The sequence below is a fragment of the Bradyrhizobium sp. UFLA05-89 genome (genome assembly GCF_059803475.1).
On the sequence record NZ_JBANBA010000032.1, the window covers coordinates 70,278 to 84,013 of the forward strand.

Here is a 13,736-nt window from a genome sequence, read left to right on the forward strand (position 1 = left end):
GGAGGGTGGGGGAGAGGGTGCTTCCGCCGAAAGATTCCCAGCGAGGATAGAGCTCTCACCCGGCGCGGTGCGCCGACCTCTCCCGCAAGCGGGAGAGGTGAAGAGAGATCGTGGCCGCACCGATCCATTCCGTTCACTCGAGATTGCGGCGATAGAGCGCCAGCAGACGCTCCCAGTGTCGCTCGGCGGCGTCGCGGTGATAGACCGGACGCTTGGGGAAGGCGAAGCCGTGATGGGTGCCCGGATAGATCTCGACCTCTGCCTTCGCGCCTTCCACGGCCGCCTTCACCTTGTCGATGATCTCCTGCGGTGCGTAGATGTCGGTCTCGGCGCAGGCGAAATAGAGCTCGGCCTTGGTCTTGCTCGCCGCGAGATGCGGGCTGTTGGATTCGTCCGTCGCCAGATGCGTGCCATAGATCGAGGCGGCAGCCTTTACACGATCGGCAAAATGCGTGGCGGCGTTGATGGCGTAGCGGCCGCTCATGCAATAGCCGACGGTGCCGACCAGCTTGGTGTTGGCGGCTGCCTGGCCTTCGGCATAGGCGAGCAGCGCGCGCGTGTCGTCCATGATCGCGGGGATGTTGATCGAGTTCATCAGCTCGTACATGCGCTTGCGTTCCGGCGCATTCGGATCCGGCGGCACCGGCCCGATTTCCATCACGCCAGAGCGGTAATAGAGATTCGGCAGCATCACGTAGTAGCCGGACGTACCGAGCCTGCGCGCCATGTCGCGCAGCTCCTCGCGGATCGCCGGCGCATCCATGTAGAAGATGATGACGGGAAACGGGCCGCCGCGCTCGGGATGGGTGATGAAGGTGGTGGTCGAGCCGTCCTTGGTCGGGATCTCGATCTGCTGGTCGATCATGGTCTCGCGCTTTGCTTTCTGAGTCTTGTTATGCCCAGCCAATCAGTACGATTGCAAGGAAACCAGGGCATGACAAGGACGCGTCAGATGTGCCTGCGGGCCCTTGATCGGCCGTGCCCGGATTGCCATTGTCTTTCCGAGTTCAGTTCGCGCAAGGATATCCGGAGATCGCCATGACCCAGACCACCAACCGGTTTTTCGACGAGATCGGACGTCTCATGAATGACGCCGCCGGTGCCGCCCAGGGCGTCAAGCGCGAGTTCGACACGGTCATGCGCACCCAGGCCGAGAAATTCCTGCGCGACATGGACCTCGTGAAGCGCGAGGAGTTCGAGGCGGTCAAGGACATGGCGCGCCTCGCCCGCGAGGAGAATGAGGCCCTGAAAACCCGGATCGCGGCGCTGGAGGCCAAGCTCGGCGGAACGCCGGCGTCTTAACTGGCTTCGTTCCGGGGCAGGACCGAACCCGGAACCTCGAGATTCCGGGTTCGCTCGCTGTCGCGAGCGCCCCGGAATGACAGTGTACTCGGATGCCCATTCTCCTTGTCATTTCCGCAGCTTCCGGCTAAAAGCCCACCACGTCCGCAGCCCCCGCACCCCTGGAGGCTTGCTGCGGCGACAGCCATGGGCCGCGTTGCGGCCCATTAACTTTTGCAAAAACAAGGACTTAACGTTATGGCGACCGTCAAGGAATTGAAGGCGACCGCACGTCCGAAGAGCGGCAAGGGGGCCGCCCGGGCAGAGCGTCGCGCCGGGAGAGTGCCCGGAGTGATCTATGGTAACAACCAGCCCCCGCTCCCGATCTCGGTTGACGATCGCGAACTGCGCCAGCGCATCCTCGCCGGCCGGTTCCTCACCACGCTTGTCGACATTGACCTCGAAGGTAAGAAGCATCGCGTGATTCCGCGCGACTTCCACCTCGACCCGGTCAAGGACTTCCCGATCCATGTCGACTTCATGCGTCTCGGCGAAGGCGCCACCATCCGCATCAGCGTGCCGCTGCATGTCGTGAAGGCCGAAGGCTCGCCCGGCGTGAAGCGCGGCGGTACCGTCAACATCGTCGCGCACGCGATCGAGCTTGAGTGCGGTGTCGAGAACATTCCGCAGTACGTCGAGGCAGACGTCGGCACGCTCGAAATCGGTCACTCGCTCCATCTGTCGGACATCAAGCTGCCGACCGGTGTCAAGGCGCTGACCCGCGAGGACGCGACTCTCGTCACCATCGTGCCGCCGTCCGGCTACGCCGAAGAGCAGAAGGCGGCGGCTGCGGCTGCGGCCGGTGCTGCGGCTCCGGGTGCTGCGCCTGCAGCGGCTCCGGCGGCTGGTGCGGCGGCTCCGGCAGCGGGTGCTGCCCCGGCAGCGGCTGCGAAGGCTCCCGCTGGCGGCGACAAGAAGAAGTAATCTTTTGGAGAGCTGGCGCGCGGCTTCTCACCGCGCGCCAGGCGAGGGGCGCGCCGCGTCATGCGACTCTTTGTTGGGCTCGGCAATCCCGGCGCGAGATACGCACGCAACCGGCACAATATCGGCTTCATGGCCGTCGACGAGATCGCGCGGCGTCATGGTTTTGCACCATGGCGCCGCAGATTTCAGGGCGAGACCTCCGAAGGCACGCTCGGGACTGAGCGTGTCATGCTGCTCAAGCCAACGACCTACATGAACGAGTCGGGCCGCGCCGTGCAGGAAGCCTCGAGCTTCTTCAAGATCGCGCACGGGGACGTCACCGTGTTCCAGGACGAGCTCGAGCTGCCGCCGGGCAAGGTGCGGGTGAAGATCGGCGGCGGCATCGCTGGCCATAATGGTCTGCGCTCGATCTCGGCGCATATCGGCAACGAGTATCGCCGGGTGCGGCTTGGCATCGGTCATCCCGGCGTCAAGGCGATGGTCCACAGTTATGTGCTGGCTGACTTCGCCAAGGCCGACGACGAATGGGTGACGACGCTGTGCGACGCCGTTGCCGAGCACGCCGCCCTGCTCGCCAAAGGCGCGGACGCGACATTCGCCAACAAGGTGCATCTCGCCATGCAGGCGAAGGGATTCTTGACCAAGGACGACAATAGCAAAGAGTAGGGTGGGTTAGCCCGGCCACGTTGGCCCAAGCTTCAACGAGCAACGGCAGAAGGCGTAACCCACCATGCCACGGCTACAAGAGTTGGTGGGTTACGCTTCGCTAACCCACCCTACGCACTGCGTTAGAGGACACGATGGGATTCAAATGCGGGATTGTCGGGTTGCCCAATGTCGGCAAGTCGACCTTGTTCAATGCGCTGACGGAGACGGCGGCGGCGCAGGCGGCGAACTATCCGTTCTGCACCATCGAGCCGAACGTCGGCGAGGTCGCTGTGCCGGATCCGCGGCTCGACAAGCTGTCGGCGATCGCGAAATCCGCGCAAATCATCCCGACGCGTCTGACCTTCGTCGATATTGCCGGCCTGGTGCGCGGCGCTTCCAAGGGCGAAGGCCTCGGCAACCAGTTTTTGGCCAATATCCGCGAGGTCGATGCGATCGCGCATGTCGTGCGCTGCTTTGAAGATTCCGACATCACCCATGTCGAGGGCAAGATCGCCCCGCTTGCCGACATCGAGACCATCGAGACCGAGCTGATGCTCGCCGATCTCGACAGCCTCGAGAAGCGCGTCGACAACCTCACCAAGAAGGCCAAGGGCAACGACAAGGACGCCAAGGAGCAGCTCGACCTCGTCAACCGCACGCTGGTGCTGCTGCGCGACGGCAAGCCGGCGCGCCTTGTCGAGCGCAAGGCCGAGGAAGAGCGCGCCTTTTCGATGCTCGGCCTCTTGTCGTCGAAGCCCGTGCTCTATGTCTGCAACGTCGAGGAAGGCTCGGCCGCCACCGGCAACGCCTTCTCCAAGGCAGTCGAGGAGCAGGCTGCGAAGGAGGGCGCCGTCGCCGTCGTCATCTCCGCCAAGATCGAATCCGAGATCGCGACGCTATCGCGCGAAGAGCGCGTCGACTTCCTGGAGACGCTGGGTCTCGAAGAAGCCGGCCTCGATCGCCTGATCCGTGCCGGCTACACCCTGCTCGACCTCATTACCTATTTCACGGTGGGGCCGAAGGAAGCGCGCGCCTGGACCATCCATCGCGGCACCAAGGCGCCGGCGGCGGCCGGTGTCATCCACACCGATTTCGAGAAGGGTTTCATCCGCGCCGAGACCATCGCCTATGACGACTACGTCGCGCTCAATGGCGAAGCCGGCGCCCGCGATGCCGGCAAGCTGCGCCTCGAAGGCAAGGACTACACCGTCGCCGACGGCGACGTGATGCATTTCAGGTTTAATACGTAGACGAAGATCGCGCTTGCGTAGGCAAAGGCGCGCGGCCTGCGCGCCGTGCCCACCATCTCTCCGGGAATGCGGCAGAAGAGGTGGGCACGCTTGGCTTTGCCCACCCTGCGATTCCGTCCTCACCGCACCCCGCCCTGCTCGCGGATGGCGCCGAGATGCTCGTTGATGCGGAAGACGATCAGGATGAACTCCGCGACGATGCGCGAGAACACGATGCCGACGATGACGCTCGCAATCGACGAGAGCACCACCAGAAATCCGCCGAACGGGCTGATCGCCATTGCTGCGAGCCCTGAGAAGATGCCGGAGATGCCAAACAGGCAGATCAGCGCGATCACCAGCCAGTAAAAGGTCTTGATGATGGTCGGCGTGATGAAGCGGTCCCACTGAAACAGGTCGCTGAACGTGAACATTCTCTCTCCCCCGGCAAATCGGACCTGACCCGCGTCGATCCGACTCAAGGCAGGCAAGCCCTGCCGCATCGAATGTAGCACGAGCCATGCGGGCGGGCGGGTTGAGATTGCCGCAAAGTGCGGCCACAATCTGTCATCCCTGCTGATCTCACCAAGATGACCCTGACCTTCGAAGACTTTCCCACCGGCCGTTTCGGTACGTTCGGCCCGCGCCATGTCAGCCGCGACGAGATCTTGGCCTTTGCCGCCGAGTTCGATCCGCAGCCGATGCACCTCGACGAGGAGGCTGCCAGCAAAAGCATGCTCAAGGGCCTGTCCGGCTCGGGCTGGCATCTGTGCTCGCTGATGATGCGGATGATGGCCGACGGCTTCATCACCCGCGCGGCCTCGCTCGGCTCGCCCGGCGTTGACGAGGTACGCTGGCTCTCGCCGTTGCGCCCGGGCGACGAACTGACCCTCGATGTCGACGTCGTGGAGGCGCGGGCCTCGAAGAGCCGGCCCGAGCTCGGCATCGTCAAGTTCAAATGCACCGCGCGCAACGCAAGAGGCGAAGCATTATGTGAAATGACCTCGCCGATCCTGATCAAGCGGCGCGAAGGGCTTAAGTGATGCGGTTCTTCGAAGACATATCGATCGGCCTGCGCCGCGAGATCGGCTCGTACACCTTCACCGCGGAAGCCATCAAGACATTCGCCGCGAAATTCGATCCGCAGCGTTTCCACCTCGACGAGGAAGAGGGCAAGAACTCGCTGTTCGGCGGGCTTGCTGCGTCCGGCTGGCATGTTGGCTCCGCCTGCATGAGCCTGCTCGTCGCCGACGGCCAGCGCCTTGCGAAGGAAGCTGCCGCACGCGGCGAGAAGATTGCGGTGTGGGGCCCGTCACCAGGCTTTCGTGACCTGCGCTGGATCAAGCCGGTGCTCGCCGGCGATACCGTGAGCTTCGTCAGCGAAGTTACCGACAAGCGCGTCTCCGCCTCGCGCCCCGGCTGGGGCATCCTGCAAGGCATCACGACCGGTACCAACCAGCGCGGCGAACAGGTGTATGCGATCGCCACGACGGCCTTCGTGCCGATGCGCGGGCAGGTCGGTTAGACCAGTTCCATTCTGAACGACCAAAATGCGCTGCAAGTGTTGCCCGCGCGCTATGGACGGGATTGGCGCCCACTGCCATAAGCCTCGCATGCGGTTCGTCGCGAAGCATTTCGCGGAACCATTGATTTGCTAACCAATTGTGAACCTGTCGCTGTCTATTTGAACCAACGGGATAGAGGACAGGGGACGAGGACCATGGCAGACCGCGGCGCACTCAAGCTGGTCGGATTCATCTTCGCCACCGCAACGCTCGCAGTGATGCTGATTGCCGGCATGGTGGTGCGAGGCTATGCCGATGGCGGCTATACGCTCGAAGCTTCGACCGTCGCGGCCGACCGCTAACCGTTCATTAACCCATCACATCGCCGGCGCGAGGCGATGCCGTTCATCGGCTGTAGACCAGCGCCAGGATCACGATCGCGACCACCAGCAGTCCGACGAAGCGCAGCATGATCGTGCCGAACTGCGTCGGCGCGGGGCGCAGCGGAATGGGGTCCGTGTTTTCGGGCCGAATGCTTTCCATTTGAAACTTTGTCCCTGCTAAGCCCCGCTAAGGGGGCCGGCAAATGCGGTCCGCGCTAGGCTTTGGTCGCAGCAAGGCAGTGGAAAGTTCAAATCAAGATTTCGCAGGTGGTGGCTGCAAAGCTTGCCACATTCGTGGTCGTGATGCCCTGCGCAGGCTTTCGCGGGTGATGACGCCTGCAATTGGGATGCATCTTCCAGAAGTAAAACCGCCGCACTCCCGGGGGGACGCGGCGGTCAAACGTTGCGTTACGGCGATCAGCTGTTGCGCAAGCCGTCGGCGGCGCGTTTCCACTGCGCGACGTTATCGGAGATCATGCGAGTCGACTTCATCGCGGCCTGGCTGAGCTGGGCGTAGCCGGAGATCTCGCGCTGGACGCGCTGGCCTTCGGCATGCAGCAGGTCGCGCAGGCTCTCGAGCTCGGAGATCAGGTTCTCGATCTCGGCGAGCGAAGTGCCGGCGACGCGCTGGATCAGCGAGTTGACGTTGGTGACGGTCGCTTCCGCCGACGAATCGAGCGCCGGCTCGCTGCCCGCGGCCGGGCGGCGCAGATAGGCGATGTCGTTGCGCACGAAGTCGCGGATGCCGGCCTCGACCTCAGTGACCGCGGCGAGGTTGCTGTCCGTGACCTCGGTCTCAGTTGATTCAATCTTTTCCGAACGAATGGCGTTCATCGTTGTTTCCCTGTTCGCGTTGGGCGCAGCGCGAGTGTCCCCCGCACGACGACGTCTGTAAGGCGGGACGCATCAGGGCGTCTGATTTTGACCGCATATGGGCCGAGATGCGGCAAGGATCGACCATTCGGCGGCTTTGCCGTGGCGGCGCTTCGTCTTCCGCAGGCGGGGAGACGAAGCCATCACCAGCTCTTCTTGAACCCAGCCGTCAGGCTCTTGTTCGTGGTGCCCTGCGCGGTCTCGCCGACGGAGCCGGAGACGGTGACGTTGTCGAACAACTTCTGTTCGGCGCCAACCTTGCGCAGCCATTTGTCGTCTGATGTCGACATGGTCTGGCCGGCGATGATGCTCGTGCCGGTCTCGCCGAAGGTGACCTTGGCGGACTGGTCGGTCTCGTAATTGCGGGTGGTGCGGCCGGCGATGCCCGGAATCGGCGTCGTGCCCTGCTGGTTGACGCTGTAGCCGTTCTGCAGCGTCAGGGAATGCTCGTCCGATAACGGCACCGATTTGCTGAGAGAGGCGCCGAGCCTGCTGTTTTCGGCGCCGGGATCGACGCGGGCTTCCACGGCGGTCTTGTCCCAGATCGCGCCCGCGCCCGGTGCGGTCGCCGTGGCCCAGGCGCTGCCGGAGGATTGCGGCACGCTGCCGCCATTGGCGGCCTTCTCCGCCAGAAGCTCGGACATCGTGGTGGGCTCGCGCGCCACCGTCATGTCGGCGCCGACCTGGGTATTCCAGAACGGGGTGATCGATTGCTTCACCGTCACCGCCGATGTCCCGTTGGCGCGCCGGTCGTTCGACCAGTTCGGCTCGCCATTGGCCGCCTGCGCGCGCTTCTTCGCCGCCATCAGCTCATTGAGCGTGGCGGCGTCGATGTTGAGCTGGCTCCAGTCGAGCTTGTCGACGTCGATGCCTTTCAGCACGTCGGGATCGTTGACGTCGGCCGTTTCCTCGGCCGCGGCGGCGGCCTGGTCGGGCTGCATCGGGACGATCTGCGCCGGCACCACCGTCATGGATGCCAACATAAACGCGGCCGCCAGCATCGGCAGCCTGGTCCAGCCAAACCCTGTCGAGAATTCCATCGTCCTGCCCGCAAGCCCACCGCATGATCGGGAAAACTGTGCGGGGTTTTCCGACACGATCATGCGATTCATTCCGCATCCACGATGCGGAGATATCGTCGCAAAATTGTGGCGGCAAGGCTTGAAGGACAAGGGGAGGGCGAAACGTCACATCAAAGGGAAGACCAACGGGCCGCGCGCAAAAGCGCACGCCCGGCGACATGGCGACTAGCGGAACGACCCAGCGGGGCTGGTGGCCAGGCGCTCACGCGCGCGTCGTCGGGCCCGGGAGAGACGGGACCCGTTGGTGCCCTCACCCCAACCGGCTCATCTTCGGCAGATGAATGGGACGGCCGAGCGCCTGCTCGACGAGATCGAAGGTGTCGACCAGCACGCGCATGCTGAGCAGCCTGCCGGCCTTGAACTGCGCGAACTGCGCCACCCGCAGCGAGATCGGCTTGTCGGAATCGAGCGCCGTGAGCGAATAGCGCAGCATGGACGAGGCGGAATCCACGCCCAGCATGATGGTCTCGCGGTCGAAACGGCGGACGCGGAAATTGTCCGCGATCTGACGTATGACGTCGAGCACGGCCTCCTTGCCGTGGCGGGCGCCGAGGAAGGGAAACATGTCGATCGGGCCGTAGATCGCCCAGTCGACGTCCTCGTCGATCAGGGTCTCCAGATCCTCAAAGTGCCGGTCGTTGATCGCGCCATGCAACGCGCGCGAGAAACGCCAGAGACTGTGCTCTGTCATTTGGGTCGTTCCTGAAACTGGCTGCAAAAAAACGGAAAACAACCCCATGCACAGTAGGCGCCGCGGGGTTGCCGAATTCATTTGTAGGCAAACAAATAGGCGCGATTTGCGAAAACGCAATTCACGTTTTTGCAATGCGCAATTGAACGCGCTTTGTGAAATTTACAATAGAACCCCGTAATTTACCGGTCGGTCCGGGCGACGGGTTCCCGCTCGACCGCGATCGCGTCATCGCGCATCGCAAGCAGGCCGAACAGCACGGCGCCGGCGATTCCGCCGATCCCGGCCCCCAGGGGCATGAAGGTGAAGAACACCAGCATGCCGCTATAGCCCTCGAAATTCGTGGTCTTGAAGATTTCGACCCAGGCGAGTCCGGCCCCGATGCTGAGCGCGGCTCCGGCCAGCGACCCCAGAAACAACCCCAAAACGGCAAGCAACGCGATTTTCATCGGCCCGCATTCAGTTAGCCGGCGTCCACAACGCCCCGAGATGGGTCTGGGCAAAAAGAAGGGAGGTTCAATGGGAGTTCCGCCCTGCCCGCTGCAGTGTGAGCGAAGCGCCCGCACATGCGATGTCGTCCTGGCGAAAGCCGGCTTTCGCGAGGACGACCTTGAGGAGACAGCGCGCTACCCCTCGATCCGCTCGCCCACGATCAGCGGAGCGATCTCACGCTCGAGCACCTGCTGCACCAGATCATAGGAATCGATGATCTCGCGGATCTCTGATACGAGCCCGTCGCGCAAGCGATAGAATACGGCCATGTCGAACTGCACGATGCGCTCGTTGGTGCGCTTCCTGAAGAAGGCGCGCAAGTATGTCGCGACCTCTTCGCCGTCGGAGACGACATGCGCCGCCTCGTAGCGGATTTCGGAGTAGCGCGACCACACCGTCTGCCAGAGTTTTCGCAGCTCGGCCTTGCCGTGCCGCGGCACCATGTGCGGCAGCACGTCAATCGGCACGTGGGTGAGGAAGTCGACGTCGTCGGTGCAGCACGCCAGTGCGGCATCGAGATCGCCGCGCGCAAAAGTCTCGAGGAGATGCAGCACGCGCTGCCTGTTCAAACTCTCAACCGTCATGCTCCGCCCGCCCTCGTTGGCCCGCGCATAGCAAAACTATCGCGGCGCGCCCAACACCAGCAATCCGCAAAAACACCGGGGATTACAGGGGTTTTGACGCGGCGGCGCAATATCAGGTTCGTGACATGCAATTGCAAATTGTGTGACTATTTTCCTGCAAGGATTTCTGGTGCGGGATGCGCCTCTGCGATGACGTGACAGACGTGGTGGGCGGCGCCTGGTGCCATGCCGATGGTTCAGGGAACTCCGGCGCCGCTGCGTTCGTTGGAAAGGCGACATCGAACCCGGAGGCACAAGTCCATGAAATTCCCGCTTCTCATCCTCGCCGCCACGCTCTCGCTCGTCGTGCCGCCGGCCGCCAACGCCAAGGGCTGCATCAAGGGCGCCGTTGTCGGTGGCGTCGCCGGTCACTATGCGGGCCATCACGGCGTGCTCGGCGCCGCGGCCGGCTGCCTCTACGGCCGGCATCATGCCAAGGAGCAGGAGAAGCAGCAGCAACAGAGCCAGGTGAACGGGCAGGGCAAGCTGTAGCGGAGCTCGTGACCCAGCTCACATCAGGGGACGCCGGCAAGGGCTAGTGTCATACGCGTGTCATCAGGGAGACGCGCCATGGCCGTGACTGCCGCCGCTCGGAAATCCCGCCTGCAAAACCTGCTCGAAGGCCTGGCGTTGACCGCGATCTTGCAGAGCTTTCCGACCTTTGCGACCGCCGCGCTGATGCTCAAGCTCGCCGGCAACAAGGACCTCGTCGGCGACGCCGGCGTCGCAATGTTCGTGATCGGTGCCTCGCTGGTCCAGGCGGTGCTCGCGGTGTCGCTGGGGCCGAAGCTCCCGAGCCTGTTCAAGCTGATCTACGAGCCAAAGTTCTTCGATGGTCAATTGTCGCTGTCCGACAAGATCGCCGAGTGGCGGACGCAGCCGACCGCTTCGCTGCAACTGCTGACGATCGTGCTGATGCTGTCGGTGCTGGCCGTAGTCGTGGCGAGCGTCGGGTAAGCGCGATGAGATCGGATGCAGACCGCGTTGCAGGTGCGCTCCATCTCCCGCTTGCGGGAGAGGGCGGGGGAGAGGGTTTTTCCGCAATCGGGATTTCCTGAGTGGAGAGAGCCCCCACCCGCGTCGCTTTGCGCCGCGACCTCCCCCGCAAGCGGGAGAGGTAGGGCGAGCCCGTGGCTCAATCAGACGACGACGGTGGTCGGCGTCCGCAGCCACGCTTCGTGGGTGATCGCCACCATCGACGGCACGTCGATAATGCCGATGCTGCCCCAGGTGAACATCGCGTAGGCGGGTTGTGAACCGTCGATGCCTGATGGCACCGAGGTATCGAGCTGATGTGCCAGCCAGCTCATGGTGCCGTAGCCGCACAGGCTCACGCAATGATCCTCGTTATTGTCGGCCGTGTAGCCGGTGGCGAACCAGCCAGTCTTGAAGTTGTGCGCGCGGCAGGTGGTCTCGAGCTGGTCGGCGGCGACGCCAATCTTGACCGGACCGTGATACAGCGCGCTCTTCAGCACCGCCGGGTTGGTCCAGTCGACCGTGCTCGCGTGGCCGTCGTCATAGGAGTGGTCGCTCTGGCTGAAGCCTTCCTTCTGCATCGCCTTCAGCACGTTGATGAGCACCGCGCCCTCGTAGACGCCGTGGGCCTTCGCCCATTTCTCCACCTCGGCGTCGCTGATGAAGATCTCCGGCTTGTGGCAGGCCTTGGCGAAGGCCTCTTCCGCGGTCACGCAGTCGCCATGGAGGTCGTTGTGCCAGATCGAAAGCTTCTTGGGGAAGAACAGGTGATGCGCGGGGACGTGAGCCAGCGCCACATGCGGCATCGCCGCTGCCAGTTCGTGTCGCGGGCTCGGAATTGCACCACGTTTCACTGCCGTTGCCATGTCTATCGCTCCTGTAAGATTTCCACCCCAGCAACTCGTAATTGAAACGCGGAAATCCTTTGGTGAAGTAGGTCACACCGGCAGGCCGGCTGCTCACACTCCCGCTTCACAAGCGTGTGTGCAATTGTTGCGCGTAATGCGGACATATGTGCCGTTATCGGCTTGGCACGGTAATGCGTGCGGGGAGGCGGCAATCTCTCGTCGTCATTCCGGGGCGCCGCAAAGCGGCGAGCCCCGAATGCATCGCGGTTCTTGCTCCGTTGGTGAAATGCGAGCGGGTAGCTCTACCGCTTCTTCCACCCGCCCCGTCGTCCCGGCGCGCCGCCGGTCGACTTCGGCGCTGGGCCGAACTCCGGTCCCGACTGCCGCGAGTCGGTTGGCTGGATGATCCGGCTTTCGCCGCCGAACGGCTTTGCCGGCAGCGCGCGGTTCGCGCGGTAGGGCAGCGACTCCGGACCATGCATCTCGTCGAGATGCGGCTTGTGCACCTTTGAGCCGCCACTGGCTCCGCCGCTCGCTTTCAGCGCGGAGCCCACGGTCTTCTTCTTCATCGCGCTGACGGGAAGGTTGGCGGCGTCGCCGTATTTCTTCGTGCCGGCGTACGTACCGGCCTTGCCCTGCACGGTGCGTTGTTTTGCGGTCGGATCATCGACCACCGCGAGCTCGGTGGCGCGCAGGCGTTTGACCTCGTCGCGCAGGCGGGCAGCTTCCTCGAAGTTCAGGTCGGCAGCGGCCTCGCGCATGCGCGTCTCGAGATCGGCGAGCACGGCCTCGAAATTGTGGCCGATGGAAATGACGTCGTCGGTCATGTCATGGCCGCCGACCTCCACCAGCACGTGGTCGCGCTCGTAGACGGAGTTGAGGATGTCGCCGATCTGCTTCTTCACGCTCTCCGGCGTGATGCCGTTGGCGTTGTTGTACTCGACCTGCTTCTCGCGGCGGCGGTTGGTCTCGGCGATCGCGCGCTCCATCGAACCGGTCATCTGGTCGGCATAGAGGATCACCTTGCCGTCGACATTGCGCGCGGCGCGGCCGATGGTCTGGATCAGCGAGGTCTCGCTGCGCAGAAAGCCTTCCTTGTCGGCGTCCAGGATCGCGACCAGCGCGCATTCGGGAATGTCGAGGCCCTCGCGCAAGAGGTTGATGCCGACCAGCGCATCGAACGCGCCGAGCCGCAGATCGCGGATGATCTCGATGCGCTCGATGGTGTCGATATCGGAGTGCATGTAGCGCACGCGAATGCCCTGCTCGTGCAGATATTCGGTGAGGTCCTCGGCCATGCGCTTGGTCAGCACCGTGATCAGCGAGCGATAGCCGGCCTGCGCGGTGGCGCGGACCTCGCCGACGAGATCGTCGACCTGGGTGCGGGCGGGGCGGATGTCGACGGGCGGATCGATCAGGCCGGTGGGGCGGATCACCTGCTCGACGAACACGCCGCCGCTCTCGTTGAGCTCCCAGCCGCTGGGCGTCGCTGACACCGCGACCGTCTGCGGCCGCATCATGTCCCACTCCTCGAACCGCAAGGGGCGGTTGTCCATGCAGGAGGGCAGGCGGAAGCCGTATTCGGCGAGCGTTGCCTTGCGGCGGAAGTCGCCGCGGAACATGGCGCCGATCTGCGGAATGGTGACGTGGCTCTCGTCGGCGAAGATCAGCGCGTTGTCGGGGACGTATTCGAACAGCGTCGGTGGCGGCTCGCCGGGCCGGCGTCCGGTGAGATAGCGCGAATAGTTCTCGATGCCGGCGCAGCTTCCCGTCGCCTCCATCATCTCGAGGTCGAAGGTGGTGCGTTGCTCCAGCCGCTGCGCTTCCAGGAGGCGTCCCTGGTCGTGGAGCTGATCGAGCCGCTGCTTCAATTCGAACTTGATGGACTTGATCGCCTGCACCAGCGTCGGGCGCGGCGTCACATAGTGCGAGTTGGCGTAGATCTTGATGAATTCGAGCTCGTCCTGCTTGTGGCCGGTGAGTGGATCGAACTCCTCGATATTCTCCACCGTGTCACCGAACAGGTTCACGCGCCAGGCGCGGTCCTCATAGTGCGCCGGGAAGATGTCGATGACGTCGCCGCGCACACGGAAGGTGCCGCGGGTGAAATCGGCCTGGGTGC

The 13,736-nt window shown here is 63.7% G+C and carries 19 protein-coding genes; 9 read left to right on the forward strand and 10 right to left on the reverse strand.

Annotated features, from left to right (window positions below; all coding sequences use genetic code 11):
• Positions 1–133: 133 nt before the first annotated feature.
• The gene (locus SO139_RS18805) at positions 134–865 is read right to left on the reverse strand and encodes a dienelactone hydrolase family protein (protein ID WP_449377855.1); all 732 of its coding nucleotides are present in this window, start codon (positions 863–865) and stop codon (positions 134–136) included.
• A gap of 173 nt (positions 866–1,038) precedes the next feature.
• Between SO139_RS18805 and SO139_RS18810 the strand changes: the two genes are divergently transcribed.
• From SO139_RS18810 to ychF, 4 genes are all read left to right on the forward strand, one after another.
• On the forward strand, positions 1,039–1,302 hold the full coding sequence (locus SO139_RS18810; protein WP_449377856.1) for an accessory factor UbiK family protein: 264 nt from the start codon (positions 1,039–1,041) through the stop codon (positions 1,300–1,302).
• A gap of 237 nt (positions 1,303–1,539) precedes the next feature.
• Positions 1,540–2,265: a 50S ribosomal protein L25/general stress protein Ctc gene (locus SO139_RS18815; RefSeq protein ID WP_449377857.1), complete on the forward strand. Its 726-nt coding sequence runs from the start codon at positions 1,540–1,542 to the stop codon at positions 2,263–2,265.
• 60 nt (positions 2,266–2,325) lie between these two features.
• Positions 2,326–2,931 (forward strand): aminoacyl-tRNA hydrolase, encoded by a 606-nt coding sequence (gene pth / locus SO139_RS18820; RefSeq protein ID WP_449377858.1) that lies wholly within the window; start codon positions 2,326–2,328, stop codon positions 2,929–2,931.
• A 134-nt stretch (positions 2,932–3,065) separates the two neighbouring features.
• Positions 3,066–4,163: a redox-regulated ATPase YchF gene (gene ychF / locus SO139_RS18825; protein WP_449377859.1), complete on the forward strand. Its 1,098-nt coding sequence runs from the start codon at positions 3,066–3,068 to the stop codon at positions 4,161–4,163.
• Between the two features lie 119 nt (positions 4,164–4,282).
• Here the strand turns inward: ychF and SO139_RS18830 are convergent, their stop codons facing one another.
• A complete protein-coding gene (locus tag SO139_RS18830; RefSeq protein WP_449377860.1) occupies positions 4,283–4,576 on the reverse strand; it encodes a DUF4282 domain-containing protein in 294 nt (97 codons plus the stop codon).
• Between the two features lie 156 nt (positions 4,577–4,732).
• On the opposite strand from SO139_RS18830, the gene SO139_RS18835 reads away from it, so the two are divergent.
• The 3 genes from SO139_RS18835 (at position 4,733) to SO139_RS18845 (ending at position 6,009) form a co-directional block, all read left to right on the forward strand.
• Positions 4,733–5,185 (forward strand): MaoC family dehydratase, encoded by a 453-nt coding sequence (locus SO139_RS18835; RefSeq protein WP_254098346.1) that lies wholly within the window; start codon positions 4,733–4,735, stop codon positions 5,183–5,185.
• The gene (locus SO139_RS18840; RefSeq protein WP_449377861.1) at positions 5,185–5,667 is read left to right on the forward strand and encodes a MaoC family dehydratase; all 483 of its coding nucleotides are present in this window, start codon (positions 5,185–5,187) and stop codon (positions 5,665–5,667) included. Before SO139_RS18835 ends, SO139_RS18840 begins: the two co-directional genes overlap by 1 nt.
• Before the next feature lie 195 nt (positions 5,668–5,862).
• Positions 5,863–6,009: a hypothetical protein gene (locus tag SO139_RS18845; RefSeq protein WP_027523110.1), complete on the forward strand. Its 147-nt coding sequence runs from the start codon at positions 5,863–5,865 to the stop codon at positions 6,007–6,009.
• A gap of 43 nt (positions 6,010–6,052) precedes the next feature.
• On the opposite strand, the gene SO139_RS18850 is transcribed toward SO139_RS18845, so the two are convergent.
• The 6 genes from SO139_RS18850 to SO139_RS18875 all read right to left on the reverse strand — a co-directional run bounded on the left by SO139_RS18850 (position 6,053) and on the right by SO139_RS18875 (position 9,752).
• Positions 6,053–6,190, reverse strand: a complete 138-nt coding sequence (locus SO139_RS18850) for a hypothetical protein (RefSeq protein ID WP_449377862.1) — start codon at positions 6,188–6,190, stop codon at positions 6,053–6,055.
• 257 nt (positions 6,191–6,447) lie between these two features.
• On the reverse strand, positions 6,448–6,864 hold the full coding sequence (locus SO139_RS18855; protein ID WP_449377863.1) for a hypothetical protein: 417 nt from the start codon (positions 6,862–6,864) through the stop codon (positions 6,448–6,450).
• 182 nt (positions 6,865–7,046) lie between these two features.
• Positions 7,047–7,943 carry a hypothetical protein gene (locus SO139_RS18860; RefSeq protein ID WP_474798399.1) on the reverse strand — a complete coding sequence of 299 codons (897 nt, stop codon included), beginning with the start codon at positions 7,941–7,943 and terminating at the stop codon, positions 7,047–7,049.
• 292 nt (positions 7,944–8,235) lie between these two features.
• Positions 8,236–8,676, reverse strand: coding sequence for a nuclear transport factor 2 family protein (locus SO139_RS18865; protein ID WP_449377864.1), 441 nt, complete (start codon positions 8,674–8,676; stop codon positions 8,236–8,238).
• A 182-nt stretch (positions 8,677–8,858) separates the two neighbouring features.
• A complete protein-coding gene (locus tag SO139_RS18870; RefSeq protein ID WP_498540357.1) occupies positions 8,859–9,125 on the reverse strand; it encodes a hypothetical protein in 267 nt (88 codons plus the stop codon).
• A gap of 177 nt (positions 9,126–9,302) precedes the next feature.
• The gene (locus tag SO139_RS18875) at positions 9,303–9,752 is read right to left on the reverse strand and encodes a nuclear transport factor 2 family protein (protein ID WP_449377866.1); all 450 of its coding nucleotides are present in this window, start codon (positions 9,750–9,752) and stop codon (positions 9,303–9,305) included.
• Positions 9,753–10,052: 300 nt separating this feature from the next.
• On the opposite strand from SO139_RS18875, the gene SO139_RS18880 reads away from it, so the two are divergent.
• Together SO139_RS18880 and SO139_RS18885 are read left to right on the forward strand one after the other, a co-directional pair.
• The gene (locus tag SO139_RS18880; protein ID WP_449377867.1) at positions 10,053–10,283 is read left to right on the forward strand and encodes a hypothetical protein; all 231 of its coding nucleotides are present in this window, start codon (positions 10,053–10,055) and stop codon (positions 10,281–10,283) included.
• 78 nt (positions 10,284–10,361) lie between these two features.
• Positions 10,362–10,748, forward strand: a complete 387-nt coding sequence (locus SO139_RS18885; RefSeq protein ID WP_449377868.1) for a hypothetical protein — start codon at positions 10,362–10,364, stop codon at positions 10,746–10,748.
• A gap of 182 nt (positions 10,749–10,930) precedes the next feature.
• On the opposite strand, the gene SO139_RS18890 is transcribed toward SO139_RS18885, so the two are convergent.
• Both SO139_RS18890 and SO139_RS18895 read right to left on the reverse strand, forming a co-directional pair.
• Positions 10,931–11,632, reverse strand: coding sequence for a hypothetical protein (locus SO139_RS18890; RefSeq protein ID WP_449377869.1), 702 nt, complete (start codon positions 11,630–11,632; stop codon positions 10,931–10,933).
• A gap of 284 nt (positions 11,633–11,916) precedes the next feature.
• The coding region (locus tag SO139_RS18895; RefSeq protein WP_498540358.1) for a helicase-related protein at positions 11,917–13,736 on the reverse strand (1,820 nt) is incomplete at its 5' end.